The 14,634-nt window shown below is 58.9% G+C and carries 16 protein-coding genes, 1 tRNA gene and 2 pseudogenes; 9 read left to right on the top strand and 10 right to left on the bottom strand.

What is annotated here, in order from left to right; genetic code table 11:
- Positions 1-15: 15 nt before the first annotated feature.
- Both QM694_RS06450 and xerC read left to right on the top strand, forming a co-directional pair.
- Entirely contained in the window at positions 16-165 is a 150-nt protein-coding gene (locus tag QM694_RS06450) for a hypothetical protein (protein WP_415006130.1), read from the top strand.
- Positions 165-1,235 carry a site-specific integrase gene (gene xerC / locus QM694_RS06455; RefSeq protein WP_415006131.1) on the top strand — a complete coding sequence of 357 codons (1,071 nt, stop codon included), beginning with the start codon at positions 165-167 and terminating at the stop codon, positions 1,233-1,235. Before QM694_RS06450 ends, xerC begins: the two co-directional genes overlap by 1 nt.
- Positions 1,236-1,259: 24 nt before the next feature.
- Here the strand turns inward: xerC and QM694_RS06460 are convergent.
- Positions 1,260-1,335, bottom strand: a tRNA-Ile gene (locus QM694_RS06460).
- A 53-nt stretch (positions 1,336-1,388) separates the two neighbouring features.
- Between QM694_RS06460 and QM694_RS06465 the strand changes: the two genes are divergently transcribed.
- The 3 genes from QM694_RS06465 (at position 1,389) to QM694_RS06475 (ending at position 4,643) form a co-directional block, all read left to right on the top strand.
- Positions 1,389-2,846: an AMP nucleosidase gene (locus QM694_RS06465; protein WP_415006132.1), complete on the top strand. Its 1,458-nt coding sequence runs from the start codon at positions 1,389-1,391 to the stop codon at positions 2,844-2,846.
- 72 nt (positions 2,847-2,918) lie between these two features.
- Positions 2,919-3,632, top strand: a complete 714-nt coding sequence (locus QM694_RS06470) for an SIMPL domain-containing protein (protein ID WP_415006133.1) — start codon at positions 2,919-2,921, stop codon at positions 3,630-3,632.
- Positions 3,633-3,695: 63 nt separating this feature from the next.
- On the top strand, positions 3,696-4,643 hold the full coding sequence (locus tag QM694_RS06475) for a hypothetical protein (RefSeq protein WP_415006134.1): 948 nt from the start codon (positions 3,696-3,698) through the stop codon (positions 4,641-4,643).
- 45 nt (positions 4,644-4,688) lie between these two features.
- Here QM694_RS06475 and QM694_RS06480 read toward each other — a convergent pair whose 3' ends face one another.
- Positions 4,689-5,162, bottom strand: coding sequence for a hypothetical protein (locus tag QM694_RS06480; RefSeq protein ID WP_415006135.1), 474 nt, complete (start codon positions 5,160-5,162; stop codon positions 4,689-4,691).
- Positions 5,163-5,182: 20 nt separating this feature from the next.
- Here QM694_RS06480 and QM694_RS06485 point away from each other — a divergent pair, with 20 nt between their 5' ends.
- Positions 5,183-5,803 (top strand): TIGR02466 family protein, encoded by a 621-nt coding sequence (locus QM694_RS06485; protein ID WP_415006136.1) that lies wholly within the window; start codon positions 5,183-5,185, stop codon positions 5,801-5,803.
- Positions 5,804-5,806: 3 nt separating this feature from the next.
- Here the strand turns inward: QM694_RS06485 and QM694_RS06490 are convergent, their stop codons facing one another.
- The 5 genes from QM694_RS06490 to QM694_RS06510 are packed head-to-tail and all read right to left on the bottom strand — an operon-like array spanning position 5,807 to position 8,632.
- A complete protein-coding gene (locus tag QM694_RS06490; RefSeq protein ID WP_415006137.1) occupies positions 5,807-6,088 on the bottom strand; it encodes an HlyU family transcriptional regulator in 282 nt (93 codons plus the stop codon).
- A 54-nt stretch (positions 6,089-6,142) separates the two neighbouring features.
- Positions 6,143-6,937: a class I SAM-dependent methyltransferase gene (locus QM694_RS06495; RefSeq protein ID WP_415006138.1), complete on the bottom strand. Its 795-nt coding sequence runs from the start codon at positions 6,935-6,937 to the stop codon at positions 6,143-6,145.
- Between the two features lie 12 nt (positions 6,938-6,949).
- On the bottom strand, positions 6,950-7,774 hold the full coding sequence (locus tag QM694_RS06500; protein WP_415006139.1) for a phytanoyl-CoA dioxygenase family protein: 825 nt from the start codon (positions 7,772-7,774) through the stop codon (positions 6,950-6,952).
- A 58-nt stretch (positions 7,775-7,832) separates the two neighbouring features.
- Positions 7,833-8,252 carry a secondary thiamine-phosphate synthase enzyme YjbQ gene (locus QM694_RS06505; RefSeq protein ID WP_415006140.1) on the bottom strand — a complete coding sequence of 140 codons (420 nt, stop codon included), beginning with the start codon at positions 8,250-8,252 and terminating at the stop codon, positions 7,833-7,835.
- A gap of 5 nt (positions 8,253-8,257) precedes the next feature.
- The gene (locus QM694_RS06510; RefSeq protein ID WP_415008580.1) at positions 8,258-8,632 is read right to left on the bottom strand and encodes a thiol-disulfide oxidoreductase DCC family protein; all 375 of its coding nucleotides are present in this window, start codon (positions 8,630-8,632) and stop codon (positions 8,258-8,260) included.
- A gap of 227 nt (positions 8,633-8,859) precedes the next feature.
- Here QM694_RS06510 and QM694_RS06515 point away from each other — a divergent pair, with 227 nt between their 5' ends.
- On the top strand, positions 8,860-9,099 hold the full coding sequence (locus QM694_RS06515; protein ID WP_415006141.1) for a DUF2798 domain-containing protein: 240 nt from the start codon (positions 8,860-8,862) through the stop codon (positions 9,097-9,099).
- A 67-nt stretch (positions 9,100-9,166) separates the two neighbouring features.
- Here the strand turns inward: QM694_RS06515 and QM694_RS06520 are convergent.
- A pseudogene (locus QM694_RS06520) lies at positions 9,167-9,790 on the bottom strand (sigma-70 family RNA polymerase sigma factor); the annotation flags it as partial.
- Positions 9,791-9,905: 115 nt separating this feature from the next.
- Between QM694_RS06520 and QM694_RS06525 the strand changes: the two are divergent.
- The gene (locus QM694_RS06525; protein ID WP_415006142.1) at positions 9,906-10,859 is read left to right on the top strand and encodes a ParB/RepB/Spo0J family partition protein; all 954 of its coding nucleotides are present in this window, start codon (positions 9,906-9,908) and stop codon (positions 10,857-10,859) included.
- Complete coding sequence (locus QM694_RS06530; protein WP_415006143.1) at positions 10,856-11,683, top strand: hypothetical protein; 828 nt, start codon at positions 10,856-10,858, stop codon at positions 11,681-11,683. The genes QM694_RS06525 and QM694_RS06530 overlap by 4 nt, the downstream gene beginning before the upstream one ends.
- A 22-nt stretch (positions 11,684-11,705) precedes the next feature.
- Here QM694_RS06530 and QM694_RS06535 read toward each other — a convergent pair.
- Positions 11,706-12,538: pseudogene (locus QM694_RS06535) on the bottom strand (DNA adenine methylase).
- A 1-nt stretch (position 12,539) separates the two neighbouring features.
- On the bottom strand, positions 12,540-14,630 hold the full coding sequence (rpoD, locus tag QM694_RS06540) for an RNA polymerase sigma factor RpoD (protein ID WP_415006144.1): 2,091 nt from the start codon (positions 14,628-14,630) through the stop codon (positions 12,540-12,542).
- Positions 14,631-14,634: the final 4 nt, after the last annotated feature.

A 14,634-nucleotide genomic window follows, 5' to 3' on the forward strand; every position in this document is an offset into this window, starting at 1 on the left:
TTCACGCAGGCCGACATGGCACGCGCCCTTCGCGCCGTGAAGCAGGCTGGCGTCGATATGGTTGTCGAGGTTACGGCAGACGGTGTGTTGCGCGTCGTTCCGAACACCCCGGATCAGGCCCCGAAAAAGCGTCCAGTTGACGTGCGCAAGGAAATCCGCATGTGATGGACATCATGCCCCCGAAACTCTGGCCCAGCCTGCTCCATGAGAAAACCCGCCACGGGGCTTGGGTCTGGTATGTTCGCGTCGGCAAGGGGCCGCGCATCCGTATCCGCGCTACTTTCGGCACTGAGGAATTCAAGGCCGAGTATCACGCCGCCGTCATCGGCCAGCCGCTCGCCAAGCCTGCGTCCGGCACGCCTTACACGCTGCGCTGGGCCATCGACCAGTACCTGGAATCCCCGGCGTGGCGCAGGCTGGCGGCGGAATCGCGCAAGCAGATGAGTTATCAGTTCACGCGCATCAAGGAGCGCGCGGGCGATGAGCTGCTGAGCGACATCACACGCCGCGTCGTACTGGAAAGCCGGGATGCGCGCGACAAGACGCCGTCCGACGCCAACAAATATGTCCGCGCCACAAACCTGCTGTTTGAATTTGCGATCAGCAAGGAATGGGCCGACAGCAACCCGGCCAAGGGTATTGCGAAGCTGCCCACCTCCGGCACCGGAGAAGGTTTCCACACATGGACCGAGGATGAAATGCTGGCGTTCGAGAAGCGCTGGCCCATCGGCACCATGCAGCGGCTAGCCTTTGAAATCATCCGCTGCACCGGCCTTCGCCGTGGCGACGTACACGCCTTCGGCAGCCAGCATATCCGGAAGAACACCTATGTGGTGCGCACGTCGAAAACCGGCCAGCCCGTCACAAGCACCATCCTGCCCCAGCTCCGCCGCGCCATCGACGCAACGAAGGTGGGCGACATGACGTTTCTGCTGACGTCGCGCGGCACCCCGTTCAAGAGCAAGGCCGCGTTCGGCAACTGGTTCAAGGCGGCATGTGTGGAGGCAGGCGTACCAGGATCGGCGCACGGCATCCGGAAGGCGCTGGCGAGCGAAATCGCCGAGCTTGGCAAGTCCGAAGCCGAGTTGAATTCCTTCTTCGGTTGGGCGCACGGAAGCCGGGAGTCCGCGACCTACATCCAGAAGGCGGATCGCGCCCGGATGGCGAAGGAAGTTTCGCGTTCACTTGCCCGCACCACCCGGAAAGGTGCGGGGAAAAATCCTGCAAACGATTGAAAACATGAGGAAAATGAAATGCCGTGGTGGGCCCGCCAGGACTCGAACCTGGAACCAGACGGTTATGAGCCGTCAGCTCTAACCATTGAGCTACGGGCCCCCATGGGCGGGGATGGCTACAGCAATTCGCGGCGGCATGCTATAGCGCCTGCGATGTCAAAAAAACCTTTCACGCCCGAAGCCGCCGTCGATGCCCTGATTGCCCTTCACGAAGAATCGGTGGCGGCACTCAAGGCCTGCCTCGAACGCTATTTCACCACCCGCGTGCCGCCTTCCGACAAGGAGGCACGGCTGTTCACCTATCCCGAGCTCATCGTCAAATACCAGGCGAGCGGGCTGCAGCCATCGCTGGCCCGCGCCTATGCGAAGTTCCAGGGGCCGGGCACCTATTCCACCACCATCACCCAGCCCGCGCATTTTCGCCGCTATCTGCTGGAGCAGTTGACCTATCTGGTGCGCGACTATGGCGCCACCATCGAGGTGGACCGCTCCGAGCAGCAGATCCCCTACCCTTACGTGCTGGACCGCGGCGACGACCTGGGCCGCGAAGGCATCAGCGCCGCCGAACTGGCGCTGCATTTCCCGGTGCCCAAGCTGGCGCAGGTGGGGGACGAAATCGCCGATGGCGAATGGGATCACCGCCCCGGCCACGACATGCCGCTGGCGCTGTTCGACGCCATCCGCGTGGATTATTCGCTCAAACGCCTGCAGCACTACACCGGCACGCATTGGAGCAAGGTGCAGCCGTGGATTTTGCTCACCAACTATCACCGCTATGTCGACCAGTTCGTGACCTGGGGCATCGAGCAGCTGATGGCGGGCGGTCCTTATACGGCGCTGTACCTGCCGGGGGGCGAGGTGATCACCTCATCGCTCAAGCATGAGCACATGAAGGGGCTTGCCGAAAGCTCGCCCTGGCACCGCTTCCAGATGCCGGCCTACCATCTCGCGCGGGGCGACGGCCAGGGCGGCGTGACGCTGGTGAACATCGGCGTCGGCCCTTCCAACGCCAAGACGATCACCGATCATCTGGCCGTTCTACGCCCGCATTGCTGGCTGATGATCGGCCATTGCGGGGGCCTGCGCCAGTCGCAGCGCATCGGCGATTATGTGCTGGCCCACGCCTATCTGCGGCAGGACCGGATTCTCGATACCATCGTGCCGCCCGAAATTCCAATTCCCGCGTTGGCCGAAGTGCAGGTGGCCTTGCAGGAAGCGGCGGCCAGCGTGACCGGCGAACAGGGTGAAGCATTGAAGCAGCGGCTGCGCACCGGCACCGTGGTGACCAATGACGACCGGAACTGGGAGCTGCGCTGGACGCAGGAGAGGAAGCGCATCAATCTTTCGCGCGCCATCGCCGTGGACATGGAATCGGGAACGCTGGCCGCGCAAGGGTACAGGCTCAGGGTGCCCTATGGCACGCTGCTTTGTGTTTCCGACAAACCGCTGCATGGCGAAATCAAGCTGCCCGGCGCGGCGAATGCCTTTTATGACCGGGCGGTGGGCGAGCATCTGATGATCGGCCTTGCCGCCGTCGAGGCACTCAGGGGCAAGCTTTCCCAGCTCCATTCCCGCAAGCTCCGGAGTTTCGACGAGCCGCCGTTCCGCTGACACTGGCCAGTCATTGCCCTGCCCCAATCTGAAAGCAAAGAGAGCCCATGCAATCAAGGAACCCGACCCAAAATGCTCCGCACCCTTCTTGCCGCTTCCACGCTTGCGCTGGCCGCCGTGATGGTGACGCCCGCCATGGCTGACACCGTTGTGGCATCCCCCCGCACCATTTCCCTTTCCGGCCACGGCGAAGTGCGCGTGGCGCCCGACCGCGCCACCGTGACCATCGGCGTGGCGAGCCAGAAGGACACCGCCGCCGAGGCCATGAAGGACAACAGCGCCGCCATGCAGCAGGTGTTCGCGGCATTGAAGGCCGCCGGCATCGCGGAGAAGGACATGCAGACATCCAACTTCAGCGTCCAGCCGCGCTATAACTATCCCAATGACGGCTCAGCTCCCACGCTGGTTGGCTATGACGTGTCCAACAATGTCACCATCACCGTAAAGAAGCTGGATACGCTGGGCGCTGTGCTCGACGCCGTTGTGAAAGCCGGGTCCAACCAGATTCAGGGCGTGTCCTTCGATGCCTCCTCACCGCAGGCGGCGATGGACGAGGCACGGAAAGACGCGGTGGCTGACGCGCTGCGCAAGGCCAAGGTCTATGCCGGGGCCAGCAATGTGACGATCGGCAATATCCTGTCCATCGAGGAAGGGGCGGTGTTCCGCCCGCGGCCGGTGGTGATGATGCAGGCCAAGGTGATGCGCGCCGACGCAGCGCCCGCGCCCATCGCCGAGGGGGAACAAACCTTGGCCGTCGATGTTAGCATCACGTGGGAAATCAAATAGTTCTGATCAGGTTGTGATGCTGCTGCCATTGCCTGTCATCAGGGCTGTGGTAGCGGTGAGCACATGCCGATCCTTGAACGAGACCCGTGGCGCTTCCAGTTCTTCACCGGCCATGATTGCCCGGAAGACGTGGTGATCCCCACGGACGATCCAGATTCCTGGCAGCTCTATCCGCGCCACCGCTGGGTCTATGACAAGCTGAAGATCGCCGAGAGCCAAAAGCTGCGCTCCGCACCCCATGGCGTGACGCCGGACCGTTTTCCGGTCTTCTCCAAGCCCATGATCAACCTCAAGGGCATGGGCGTGGGCAGCCGCGCTATTCTTTCGCGGGCGGAGTTCGAGCAATTTTATGAGCCCGGACATTTCTGGATGGAATTGCTGGAAGGCCCGCATGTCTCCACCGATTGCGCGGTGTGCCATGGAGACATTTTATGGATGCGCCATTGCACGGGGGTGAGCGGCGACGGCGGCACTTTCCGCCACTGGACCATCGAGGCCGCCACCAAGCCTGCGCTTGAAGACTATCTGGCCAACTGGGTGGGCCGGCATCTCCGAACCTATTGCGGCATGCTGAATTTTGAAACCATCGGCGGCCGGATCATCGAGGCGCATCTGCGCTTCGCCGACCAGTGGTGCGATCTCTATGGCGAGGGCTGGGTGGAGGCGCTGATCGGCCTTTATGCGAAGGGCGCCTGGGATTTTGACGACCGCAACCGCCGCGACGGCTATTCCGTGCCCCTCTTCGCCACCCATGGCGAAGGCTTCCGCCATCCGCCAATGGCGTTACAGCAGCAGATCCGCGCCATGCCGGGCGTGAAGAGCCTGCAGATCAGCTTTCACGAAGGGAAAGATCCGGAGCATCACGCCATGCCGCCCGGCGGCTTCCGCATCGGCATCGTGAACGCCACCTGCCTTGAGGCGGGGCTGGAGGCGCGCCGCATGCTCGCCTCCGCTTTTCCGCCGGAGCGTATGCTTCTGCCGCCCGAAACGGAAATGCGCCGGACTGCATAAGCAATCGCGGCGCATTTCAAACCTGCCCCCCGGAGACACGCGACCTTACTTGCGCGAACCGGGGGCTCTCTTTGACTTGATGTCCTTTTGCCCGGCTGGCGTGACGTTTTGATGACGAGCCGGCGTTTTTTCCGGCGTATCATCCTGCACATGGAAACGGTGCAGGAAACGGTGTAACAGCGGCGCAAGCACGATGCCGGCTATCGCAAAGATCAGCAGGCCGCTGAAAATGGCATAAATTCCCGCAAAGATTTTGCCGCCACTGGTCGACAGATTGCCCATGGGGCCCATGCTTGCGAGGATCATGGCCGCATTCACGAAGGCATCGATCGCGCTCATGCTCTCGAACCACATGTAACCGGCCATGCCGATGGCAAGCCCGATGAGGATGAACCCCGCCGCCCACAATCCGTTGCGGCCGAGCCGCCGGTAAAAGACCGAGCGCGGGGCTACCGGCTGGGACTTGCTTTCAAATACGAAGAGATGTCTCACAGGGCTGTTTCCTTTGCCGCCCGGCATTTGCTACAGGAACGGCCATCATGTCCACTATCACAACACTTTTCCCGACTTTCCTGTACCGCGCCGAAGTGCCGCGCGCCGGGCAGATGAACCGCGACCTTGAGGCCGTCTCCATGTCGCTCGCCATGGATGACCGGGCGGGCCTCCGCTGGGCGGAAAAGCATGGCTATCCCGGCTATACGTCCTACGCCTCGCTGAACGATCTCGCATGGCGCTTCCCGGAATTCTCGCGTCTCGTAAAAGTGATCGACCGCCATGCGCTGGCTTTCGCGAGGGCGCTGCACTGGGATCTGCGCGGCACGAAGCCCATGTGCGACTCGCTGTGGGTGAATGTGATGCCGGAGGGCGGCTCCCACACCTCGCACATTCATCCCAATTCGGTGATCTCCGGAACGTACTACGTGGCGGTGCCGGATGGCGCGGGGCCGATCGTCTATGAAGACCCGCGCCTCGCGATGATGATGGCCGCCCCGCCCCGCAAGGACAATGCGCCGCGCGAATTCAAGGCGCATGTGAGCGAATATCCGAAGCCCGGTTCGCTGTTGCTGTGGGAAAGCTGGCTCCGCCACGAAGTGCCCTTGAACCGCGCCGAGGGAAACCGCATCAGCGTGAGCTTCAATTATTGTCTGGGGAGCGAATAGGCTTCAGCCGAATACCCGCTCGCCCTGCTCATCAACGATCTGGCGTCCCTTCGAGAGTGAAAACTCCGCCGCCTCATCCTGCGAGGTGAAACGGTCGGCGCGCACGAAGCGGTATTCCTTTTTCTCGCCATTGATCTCTTTCGAGATCACGCCGCAGGTCTGGAACTGCCCGCCTTCGCCATAGGGCGCGGCGGTGATGGTGAAGCCCTTGTGCTCCACGGATTTGCCGGGCTTCTCTGCCGCAGCGCCGCTGCCGCCGCCAAACAGTTTTTTGAGAAATGACATGCGGCGAACTCCTTGATGATGAGTTAGCGATATTAGGGAGCCGGATGGCCGGTTTCAATGCGCAGGCGCCCAGCCCTTCACGGCATTGGCCCGTGCCTGACATGTGATGCGTCCGGAGGCATCGGGCGAAAGCTTCGCCTTCACATTGGCTTTCACCTTTGTCAGCACATCAGGCGCTGCGCTCTTCGTCGTTTGCGCGAGGCGCGGTCCTTTCAGATTGATGCGCCACAGCGCTTCAAAATCCGGGAAGGTGCGCTCGACAGTGATGGCGGTGGTTTCGACATCGGTGAGGCCGCCGTCACTCCAGAGTTTTTTCAGCGCATCAAGGCGTGCGACTTCCACGCTGGGCGGCAGCGGCGCCGGGATGCCGAGAGCGATCAACTCTTCCCCGATCACGTCGAGCGGAAAGCCGCCGCCCAGAATGTCCCACGCATAGGCGGAAATCTGGCCGCCGGGCTTCACCACCCGCCGCATCTCGGCAACGCCTTTAGCCGGATTGGGCACAAAGAAAATCACCAGCGCCATGACGGCGGCGTCGAAGGAATGATCGGCGGCCGGCAGGGATTCCGCGCCCGCCTTCTCGAAGCGCGCGATACCAGCCGTGTGATGTTCGCGCGCGAAAGAGAGCTGGCCTTCGGATGGATCGACACCCAGAATCGATTTTGGCGCGGCGCTGCGCACAATGAGTTCGGTGAACGCGCCATTGCCGCAGCCGACATCAATCCAGTCGAGACCTTTTGCAGGGCGCGTCCACGCGAGAAATGTCTCGCCGACGCTGCGGCTCCACACGCCCATGAAATCATCATAGGCAGCGCCATCATCAAAAACGATCTGCGGCTGCTGGTTCATGTTCAACCCTCCTCAGGCCTCGCCCATCACCAGTCCTTCAATATCGTGCTTCTGCAGCACCGGCTGCGGCTTCTCCACCACGCGGCAGGTGAAATGATCGCGAAGCGTTTGCGGCATCGCGTCGTAATAGCTTTGAGTCACCTGCGGATCATGCAGTTTGTCATGGCCCGCACCCGGTGCATCGACGCCGAGCACCAGCACCGGGCGCGGGATCATCGAACCATGCGCGGTGCCCCGGTGAAGGGTGAGCGCCGAGCGGCAGGAGATATCGCCGCGCTTGGGAAACTTCCGCACGCCCCGCCCCGCGAACTCCGGCCATATCTCTTTCGCCGGAAACATCTCATGCTTCCACGCGCGGCCATCCTCATATTGCGTGCCGGGCGCCACCTCGAACGGCCCCATGTCGGGCGTCACGTCAACGCCGGTGAGATTGAAGGCGAGCGAGGTGATGCGCCGGTCGCGCCATGTTTCAGGTGGTGACGGAAAATCGCGGTGCCACGGCTGGTTCATCGCACCCTCGAAGGGCACGTCGAGGCCGAGTTCGACGATCTTGTAGTGAGGCCCCAGCACCGCCTCGCACACGGCGGTGACCCAAGGGTGGGTGGCCAATTCGATGAAGCCTGAAAACTGCTCGGGATGGATTTCCACATACCAGCGCTTTGGCCCCCGCCCGATGGCATTGCCGGGGATTTGCAGCGCCGCGAAAAACGCCGTCATCATGTCGGCCCGCATGGCATCCGCGAAGGCAGCCGAGAAGGCTCCCGGCTTTCCGACGATGCCATCGCGGGAAAGCGTGGCGGCATCGGCTTCGATTGATTGCGACAGGGCCTTGTCCATCGTCAGTCTCCCTCAAACGCGCCGCAATCTGCGCGCTTTGGGGAGGGAGGACAAGCGCCTACTCTCCCATCGCCTGAACGATGATGTGGCGGCTGTGGGGGGCGCTCCGGTGCTCGAAGAGATAGACCGCCTGCCATGTGCCGAGCGCCAGCGCCCCGCCCATCAGCGGAATGCCGAGCGAGGTTGAGGTGAGCGCCGTCTTGATGTGGGCGGGCATGTCGTCCGGCCCTTCGATGGTGTGGACGTAAGCCGGATCGTTCTCGGGCACGAGGCGGCGCAGGAAATGTTCGAGATCGTGCCGCACATCGGGATCGGCATTCTCGTTGATGATCAGCGAGCAGGAGGTGTGGCGGCAGAACACGGTGACGAGCCCCTGCGAAAGCCCGCTGGCCCGCGCGGCCTTCTTCACCTCGCCCGTAATGTCATAAAGCCCCTGCCCGCGCGTAGCGATGTGAAGCTCAGAAATGTGCTGCCGCATGCTGCTCACCATCTGCCTTTTCTCTGGTTCCAAGCATATAGAATGCCGGCGAAGCGGTCATAGCTCCAGCGCGTGAGTGGCAGCATGGCGCGGTTGCCAAGCAATGTAGCGAGCCAGTGCTGGCCGGGGGTGATGCGCCACAGGGCAATGGCGACATCGGCCCCGGTGATCAGGTTGCCATCCTGATCCGTGGCATGAAGCCTGCGCCGCACGTCGTTCACGCCCACGCCGAAATCCGCGAGCGCATCGGGTTCAAGGTTGATGTCGCGGAATTCAACCTGCTTTGATTTCACGAGATCAACCAGCCGCCGCTTCTGACCGCGAATGCCTGCATCGCACACCGGGCAGAGCGTGTTGTACCAGACGGTGAGGCGGGGCATCATGGGCAAATCCTATCTCCCGGCAGCCGCAACAGGAAGTGCAACGCGCCGCTGCGAATTTCGATTGCATCCGGCTTATCATTTGGCTAGGAGGCGGCCGCCGACCTTGTTGGCCGTAAGCGTTTACGTGAGGCAACGCGTTCAACCTGCGGGATCGTCCGGCCATGGACATTTCGAAAGGGTTTTGGATGCCAATGCCTGCCACGGTCCCGGTCAAGGAAAATTCCATGTCACGTAAACGCCTGCCCGCGCGCGCCGCGGGCCTTCTCATGCCGCTCATCCTGTCCATCATCATGACGCTGGTGGTCTCCGCCGTCGCCACGGTGAAAAACCTCGGCCTCCACGACGGCTTTGCCTACCATTGGCTGTCAGCCTGGGTCATGTCGTGGGTGATTGCCTTTCCCACCCTGCTGATGGCGCTTCCCCTCACCCGCCGCATCGTGCGGGCGCTTGTGCATCCGGCGTAACGAACCATCCACAAAAAAGCCCGGCAAATCCTGCCGGGCTTTTTTGATAATCCCTGAAACAGCAAGATCAGTTGTCGAGGAAGCTCCTGAGCTTCCTGCTCCGGCTCGGGTGCTTCAGCTTGCGGAGCGCCTTGGCTTCGATCTGGCGGATGCGTTCGCGGGTGACCGAGAACTGCTGGCCCACCTCCTCCAGCGTGTGATCGGTGTTCATGCCGATGCCGAAGCGCATGCGCAGCACGCGCTCCTCGCGCGGCGTGAGCGAGGCGAGAACCCGCGTCGTCGTTTCGCGCAGGTTCGCCTGGATCGCCGCGTCGATGGGCAGGATGGCGTTCTTGTCCTCGATGAAGTCGCCCAAGTGTGAATCCTCCTCATCGCCCACCGGCGTTTCGAGGCTGATCGGCTCCTTGGCGATCTTCATCACCTTGCGCACTTTTTCGAGCGGCATGGAAAGCTTTTCGGCCAGTTCCTCCGGCGTCGGCTCGCGGCCGATCTCGTGCATCATCTGGCGCGAGGTGCGCACGATCTTGTTGATCGTCTCGATCATGTGCACGGGGATGCGGATGGTGCGCGCCTGGTCGGCAATCGAACGGGTGATCGCCTGCCGGATCCACCACGTGGCGTAAGTCGAAAACTTGTAGCCACGGCGATACTCGAACTTGTCCAGCGCCTTCATCAGGCCGAACGATCCATCTAAATTATAGCATCAAAAGAGCAGCCGACAGTCTATTGATTAAATAGAAAATGTTGGCATAACATGTCTACTATTGCCCGCCATCCAGACCGATCCGCGGGGTTAAAGGGAAATCATGGCTACTCCGCGAAGCATCCTTGGCCCAGCCAAAGTTCGCACCGATTCACTTCAGCCGAACCCACACAACCCACGTCTGTTGTTTGACAAGCTTCCCCTCAAGACGCTTGAAGAGTCCATAAGGCGCGTGGGCATATTGGTCCCCATTGTAGTTTTTCGCGCAAGCGGTTCAGACAAATACACTATTCTTGACGGACAACGACGATGGATGTGTGCCCGAAATATAGGGTTGCGAGAAGTACCCATTAATGAGGTAGGGGAGCCATCGGTTGCCCAGAATATCGTCACGATGTTTCAAATCCATAAGCTTCGGCTCGATTGGGAACTAATGCCAACGGCTTTGAAGCTTCAAGTTTTGATGAATGAGTTAGATGAAAGAAGGGACCGGCAATTGGCTGAACTCACGGGTTTGGATGTTGCCGTCGTAGTTCGTTGTAAGAAGCTATTGTCATTCTCGACGGCTTGGCAGGAGAAAATGCTCTATGCCAGACCTGAAGATCGCATCAAAGCAGACTTCTTTATTGAACTTCACCCCATAATAAATGATCGCACTGTTAAGAAGTCGAAACTGTTGAAGACTTCGGAATTAATAGAAACGTTTGTTGACAAATACGAACATAGAAAATCTGGCATAAAATCCGTCACGGACTTCAGAAAAATTAAACAATCTTTGACTGCCGCGCGCGCGAGCGACCATGAAGCAGAAGTTCTAAAAAAATTCGAGGAGTATGTTTCTAGCGATAGAAAAGAAATTGAGTACCTTGATATAAATCTTGCGAAAATACATAAAGAAGCATCAAAACTAACGAAGATGGTAGACCTACTTAGTGAGACGTTAACAAACCTTGAAGTTGATAATTATGCCGGTGAAGAAGAGCTCTGGGTGTCATTGGAAAAACTTGAGAAAACTTTGGCACGCACACTTGGACTGGCGGATCGGCGTATAAAATGATCGATCAAGACGTGGAAGATTGCGGTTGCGATGCAGCGCAACTTTCTGGGTGGGCTGAGCGGTTTAGATATTATCGTCATCCGCCAAACAGCGGGGAAATTTCAAGCTGGCTTCTACGTTTCGGCAAAAAAGATCGAGACGTCGCGTGTCGTATGTTGGATCACGTTGAGGTAGTCTCGGAAATTGAAATCCAAAAGGCCTACAAATCTTGCGCTTCCAAAATCCCGGGCTGGAGTTCGATCAAGAAGAACAATGGAAGCAGGACGTTCATTGTCGGCTTCGGAAAAGCTGGAGAAAGCGGCGATGCGATGGTTCGATTGTTCAGAGAGGCCAATGGTCTTTCTAATAAGAAATTCGACCACCTCTTTTGCGCAGCCAGCGAACTTCCAGGAAAGTTACTCACGGCATTTGACAATGTAATTTTTGTGGACGACTTTTCCGGGAGCGGGAAGCAGATACAAGAGGTTTGGCCTGTTCTTGAGGAGCTGATTGCTTCTGAAGCCAAGTGCTATTTAATTCTAACGGCGATGACGACAGTGGCGAAAAATCGAGTTTCAAAAATAAAAAGGCTGAAGATAGTGGTCGGAAAAGTCATCAAAAATAACAAAAATATTTTCGATGCCGGGTGCGATATATTCAGTTCGAAAGAAAAGGAAAGAATACTCGCATATTGCAGAATTGCAGACAAAAGAAACCCGAAAGGATTCGGGGAATGTGGATTGCTCTATGTATTGAGCCATAAAACACCGAACAACTCCATTCCGATTCTCCACGCCAACCACGCAAAGTGGATTGGCTTATTTCCTCGATATTTAAATGTCTAAAATAACTTAGAGTTGATTAAGGTCAATAGCTAGGTCCGGCAAAGAAGATTGCCTCCGAAGTTTTTCTCCTCTTGCTGCTATCCGAGGCAAGCGTCGAAAATCGTTCGATTTTGGACTTTCCAAATTCGTCAAAGAGGGAATATACGCTTTCATGATCGGCGTTGGTGACTAGAACATTTGCACCTTTTTTTACAAGTCTTTTCGCAAGCCGCGCAAGCCTTTCTTGGTCCTTCCATGAAAAGAGCTTTTCGTTCCAGTCAACGAAGCCATTCGTATTGTGGCTCGTCACATAGGGTGGATCAAAAATATAAAATCCCCCTCGCATACGCGTGATTCAATACTTTCGAAATCTTGGTGTTTAATCGAAACACCGCGCCTCCTCAAAGCTCTCGAACATTTATTTAATGTTTCAATATCACTAATGTAGTCCGATCTCGGTTGACCAAATGGGACGTTGAATTTTCCCTCTGAATTCACTCTATATAGGCCGTTCCAACAAGTTTTGTTCAGATAGATGAATGCCCCGGCCCTGCTCGTAGGTTGTCTATAATTAGTCCGCTTGACACGGTCAAAATCCTCTCGCGTAGGTGTCAACCGCATAACAAATTGAGAAATGCCGCGAGGATCCTTCTTCAGTGCCTTGTAAGTCTCGATGAGGGCCGAACTCGCATCAGATATCTCTGCTGTTCTTGGAGATAACGCAAAGAACAGCGATCCCCCGCCCAAAAAGGGTTCGAAGTACTTTCCGAATTTTACAGGTACGTATTCTCTTATTTGGTCCAGAAAGCGTCGTTTTGATCCAGCCCACTTCAAGAATGGGGATGTTATTGGAAATTCTCCCCGTACGTCTTGCATCTTAATTATCCAAAAAGCTCCTGAGCTTCCTGCTCCGGCTCGGGTGCTTCAGCTTGCGGAGCGCCTTGGCTTCGATCTGGCGGATGCGTTCGCGGGTGACCGAGAACTGCTGGCCCACCTCCTCCAGCGTGTGATCGGTGTTCATGCCGATGCCGAAGCGCATGCGCAGCACGCGCTCCTCGCGCGGCGTGAGCGAGGCGAGAACCCGCGTCGTCGTTTCGCGCAGGTTCGCCTGGATCGCCGCGTCGATGGGCAGGATGGCGTTCTTGTCCTCGATGAAGTCGCCGAAGTGCGAATCCTCCTCGTCGCCCACCGGCGTTTCGAGGCTGATCGGCTCCTTGGCGATCTTCATCACCTTGCGCACTTTTTCGAGCGGCATGGAGAGCTTTTCGGCCAGTTCCTCCGGCGTCGGCTCGCGGCCGATCTCGTGCATCATCTGGCGCGAGGTGCGCACGATCTTGTTGATCGTCTCGATCATGTGCACGGGGATGCGGATGGTGCGCGCCTGGTCGGCAATCGACCGGGTGATCGCCTGCCGGATCCACCATGTGGCGTAGGTCGAGAACTTGTAGCCCCTGCGGTATTCGAATTTGTCCACCGCCTTCATCAGGCCGATGTTGCCTTCCTGGATGAGGTCCAGGAACTGCAGGCCGCGGTTGGTGTATTTCTTGGCGATGGAGATGACGAGGCGGAGGTTCGCCTCCACCATTTCCTTCTTGGCGATGCGGGCTTCCCGCTCGCCCTTCTGCACCATGGCGACGATACGGCGGTATTCCGGAATCTGCAGTCCGGTGGCGGTGGCGAGTTCGAAGATTTCGTCGCGGATGACCTTGATCAATTCCTTCTCGTCGTTCACCCACTTCTTCCAGCCGAACTTGGCGAGACGCGCCACGCGCTTCAGCCATTCGGTATTGAGCTCCTCGCCCTGATATTCCTTGAGGAACTCGGTGCGCGGAATCTTGTAGGTTTCGGCCAGCCGCATAAGGCGGCCTTCCAGCGAGTTGAGGCGCTTGTTGATGTCGTAAAGCTGCTCGACCAACGCCTCGATGCGGGCGTTGTTGAGCGAGAGCGACTTCACCTCATGGATGATGTCGTCCCTGAGCTTCTTGTAGCGGCGCTCCTGCGAGGGCGAGAGCTCGGTAGATTCAGCCACTTCCTGGTCCTGCAGCTTGCGCAGCGACTTGTACTGGCGTGCGATTGAATCGAAGACCTCAAGAACCTTGGGCTTGAGCTCCGCCTCCATGGCCGAGAGCGAAACGCCAAGATCGTCGCCCTCATCGTCGTCGTCATCCTCGACGGTGGGCTTGTCGAAATCCTCTGGCGAAAGCACGTCGCCGAATTCGTCATCGGCGCGGCGCGCCTGCATGCGGCGGTTCTCCGGCCGCTTGGCCTCGGCCTTCTTCTTCACCTCTTCCTTGGGCGGCACGTAGGGGGCCGGCGTTGCCACCGCCATCGACTTGTTCTTGGCGTCCGGCCCCGCATAGGTGGCCTCGAGATCGATGATGTCGCGGAGGAGAATCTTCCCCTCGTTCAGTTCGTCGCGCCAGATGATGATGGCCTGGAAGGTGAGCGGGCTTTCGCAGAGGCCGGAGATCATCGCCTCGCGGCCGGCCTCGATGCGCTTGGCGATGGCGATTTCGCCCTCGCGCGACAGAAGCTCCACCTGCCCCATCTCGCGCAGATACATGCGTACCGGATCGTCCGTGCGGTCAGTGGGAGTCTTGGCAGCTTCGACCTTGATGACAGCGGTTTCGGAGGATTCCTCCTGTTCCTGCTCCACCTTGGCCGCGAGGTTTTCGGTCTCCTCCTCGCTCTCCACCACATTGATGCCCATCTCGCTGAGCATCGCCATGATGTCCTCGATCTGTTCGGGCGAGGTTTCATCGGAGGGGAGGACCGCGTTCAGCTCGTCCAGCGTCACATAGCCGCGCGCCTTGGCGAGCTTGATCATCCGCTTCACGGCGGCATCGGAGAGGTCGAGAACAGGTGAATCCTGGCCTTCGGCGGCAGCCTCGGGGGCATCCGGCTCGTCGGCGGCGTTCTGGTTGTCCTGGTCTTCGGTCTGCGGTGCGCGCACCTGGGCTCGGGCCATGGCG

This window comes from Aestuariivirga sp., from assembly GCF_047602625.1.
Classification (GTDB): Bacteria; Pseudomonadota; Alphaproteobacteria; order Rhizobiales; family Aestuariivirgaceae; genus Aestuariivirga.

What these genes read in the sequence shown, in the direction of transcription:
- QM694_RS06450 (WP_415006130.1), top strand. Translation starts at nt 16, where the DNA reads ATGGCACGCGCCCTTCGCGCCGTGAAGCAGGCTGGCGTCGATATGGTT.
- xerC (WP_415006131.1), top strand. Translation starts at nt 165, where the DNA reads ATGGACATCATGCCCCCGAAACTCTGGCCCAGCCTGCTCCATGAGAAA.
- QM694_RS06465 (WP_415006132.1), top strand. Translation starts at nt 1,389, where the DNA reads ATGTCAAAAAAACCTTTCACGCCCGAAGCCGCCGTCGATGCCCTGATT.
- QM694_RS06470 (WP_415006133.1), top strand. Translation starts at nt 2,919, where the DNA reads ATGCTCCGCACCCTTCTTGCCGCTTCCACGCTTGCGCTGGCCGCCGTG.
- QM694_RS06475 (WP_415006134.1), top strand. Translation starts at nt 3,696, where the DNA reads ATGCCGATCCTTGAACGAGACCCGTGGCGCTTCCAGTTCTTCACCGGC.
- QM694_RS06480 (WP_415006135.1), bottom strand. Translation starts at nt 5,162, where the DNA reads ATGCCGGGCGGCAAAGGAAACAGCCCTGTGAGACATCTCTTCGTATTT.
- QM694_RS06485 (WP_415006136.1), top strand. Translation starts at nt 5,183, where the DNA reads ATGTCCACTATCACAACACTTTTCCCGACTTTCCTGTACCGCGCCGAA.
- QM694_RS06490 (WP_415006137.1), bottom strand. Translation starts at nt 6,088, where the DNA reads ATGTCATTTCTCAAAAAACTGTTTGGCGGCGGCAGCGGCGCTGCGGCA.
- QM694_RS06495 (WP_415006138.1), bottom strand. Translation starts at nt 6,937, where the DNA reads ATGAACCAGCAGCCGCAGATCGTTTTTGATGATGGCGCTGCCTATGAT.
- QM694_RS06500 (WP_415006139.1), bottom strand. Translation starts at nt 7,774, where the DNA reads ATGGACAAGGCCCTGTCGCAATCAATCGAAGCCGATGCCGCCACGCTT.
- QM694_RS06505 (WP_415006140.1), bottom strand. Translation starts at nt 8,252, where the DNA reads ATGCGGCAGCACATTTCTGAGCTTCACATCGCTACGCGCGGGCAGGGG.
- QM694_RS06510 (WP_415008580.1), bottom strand. Translation starts at nt 8,632, where the DNA reads ATGCCCCGCCTCACCGTCTGGTACAACACGCTCTGCCCGGTGTGCGAT.
- QM694_RS06515 (WP_415006141.1), top strand. Translation starts at nt 8,860, where the DNA reads ATGTCACGTAAACGCCTGCCCGCGCGCGCCGCGGGCCTTCTCATGCCG.
- QM694_RS06525 (WP_415006142.1), top strand. Translation starts at nt 9,906, where the DNA reads ATGGCTACTCCGCGAAGCATCCTTGGCCCAGCCAAAGTTCGCACCGAT.
- QM694_RS06530 (WP_415006143.1), top strand. Translation starts at nt 10,856, where the DNA reads ATGATCGATCAAGACGTGGAAGATTGCGGTTGCGATGCAGCGCAACTT.
- rpoD (WP_415006144.1), bottom strand. Translation starts at nt 14,630, where the DNA reads ATGGCCCGAGCCCAGGTGCGCGCACCGCAGACCGAAGACCAGGACAAC.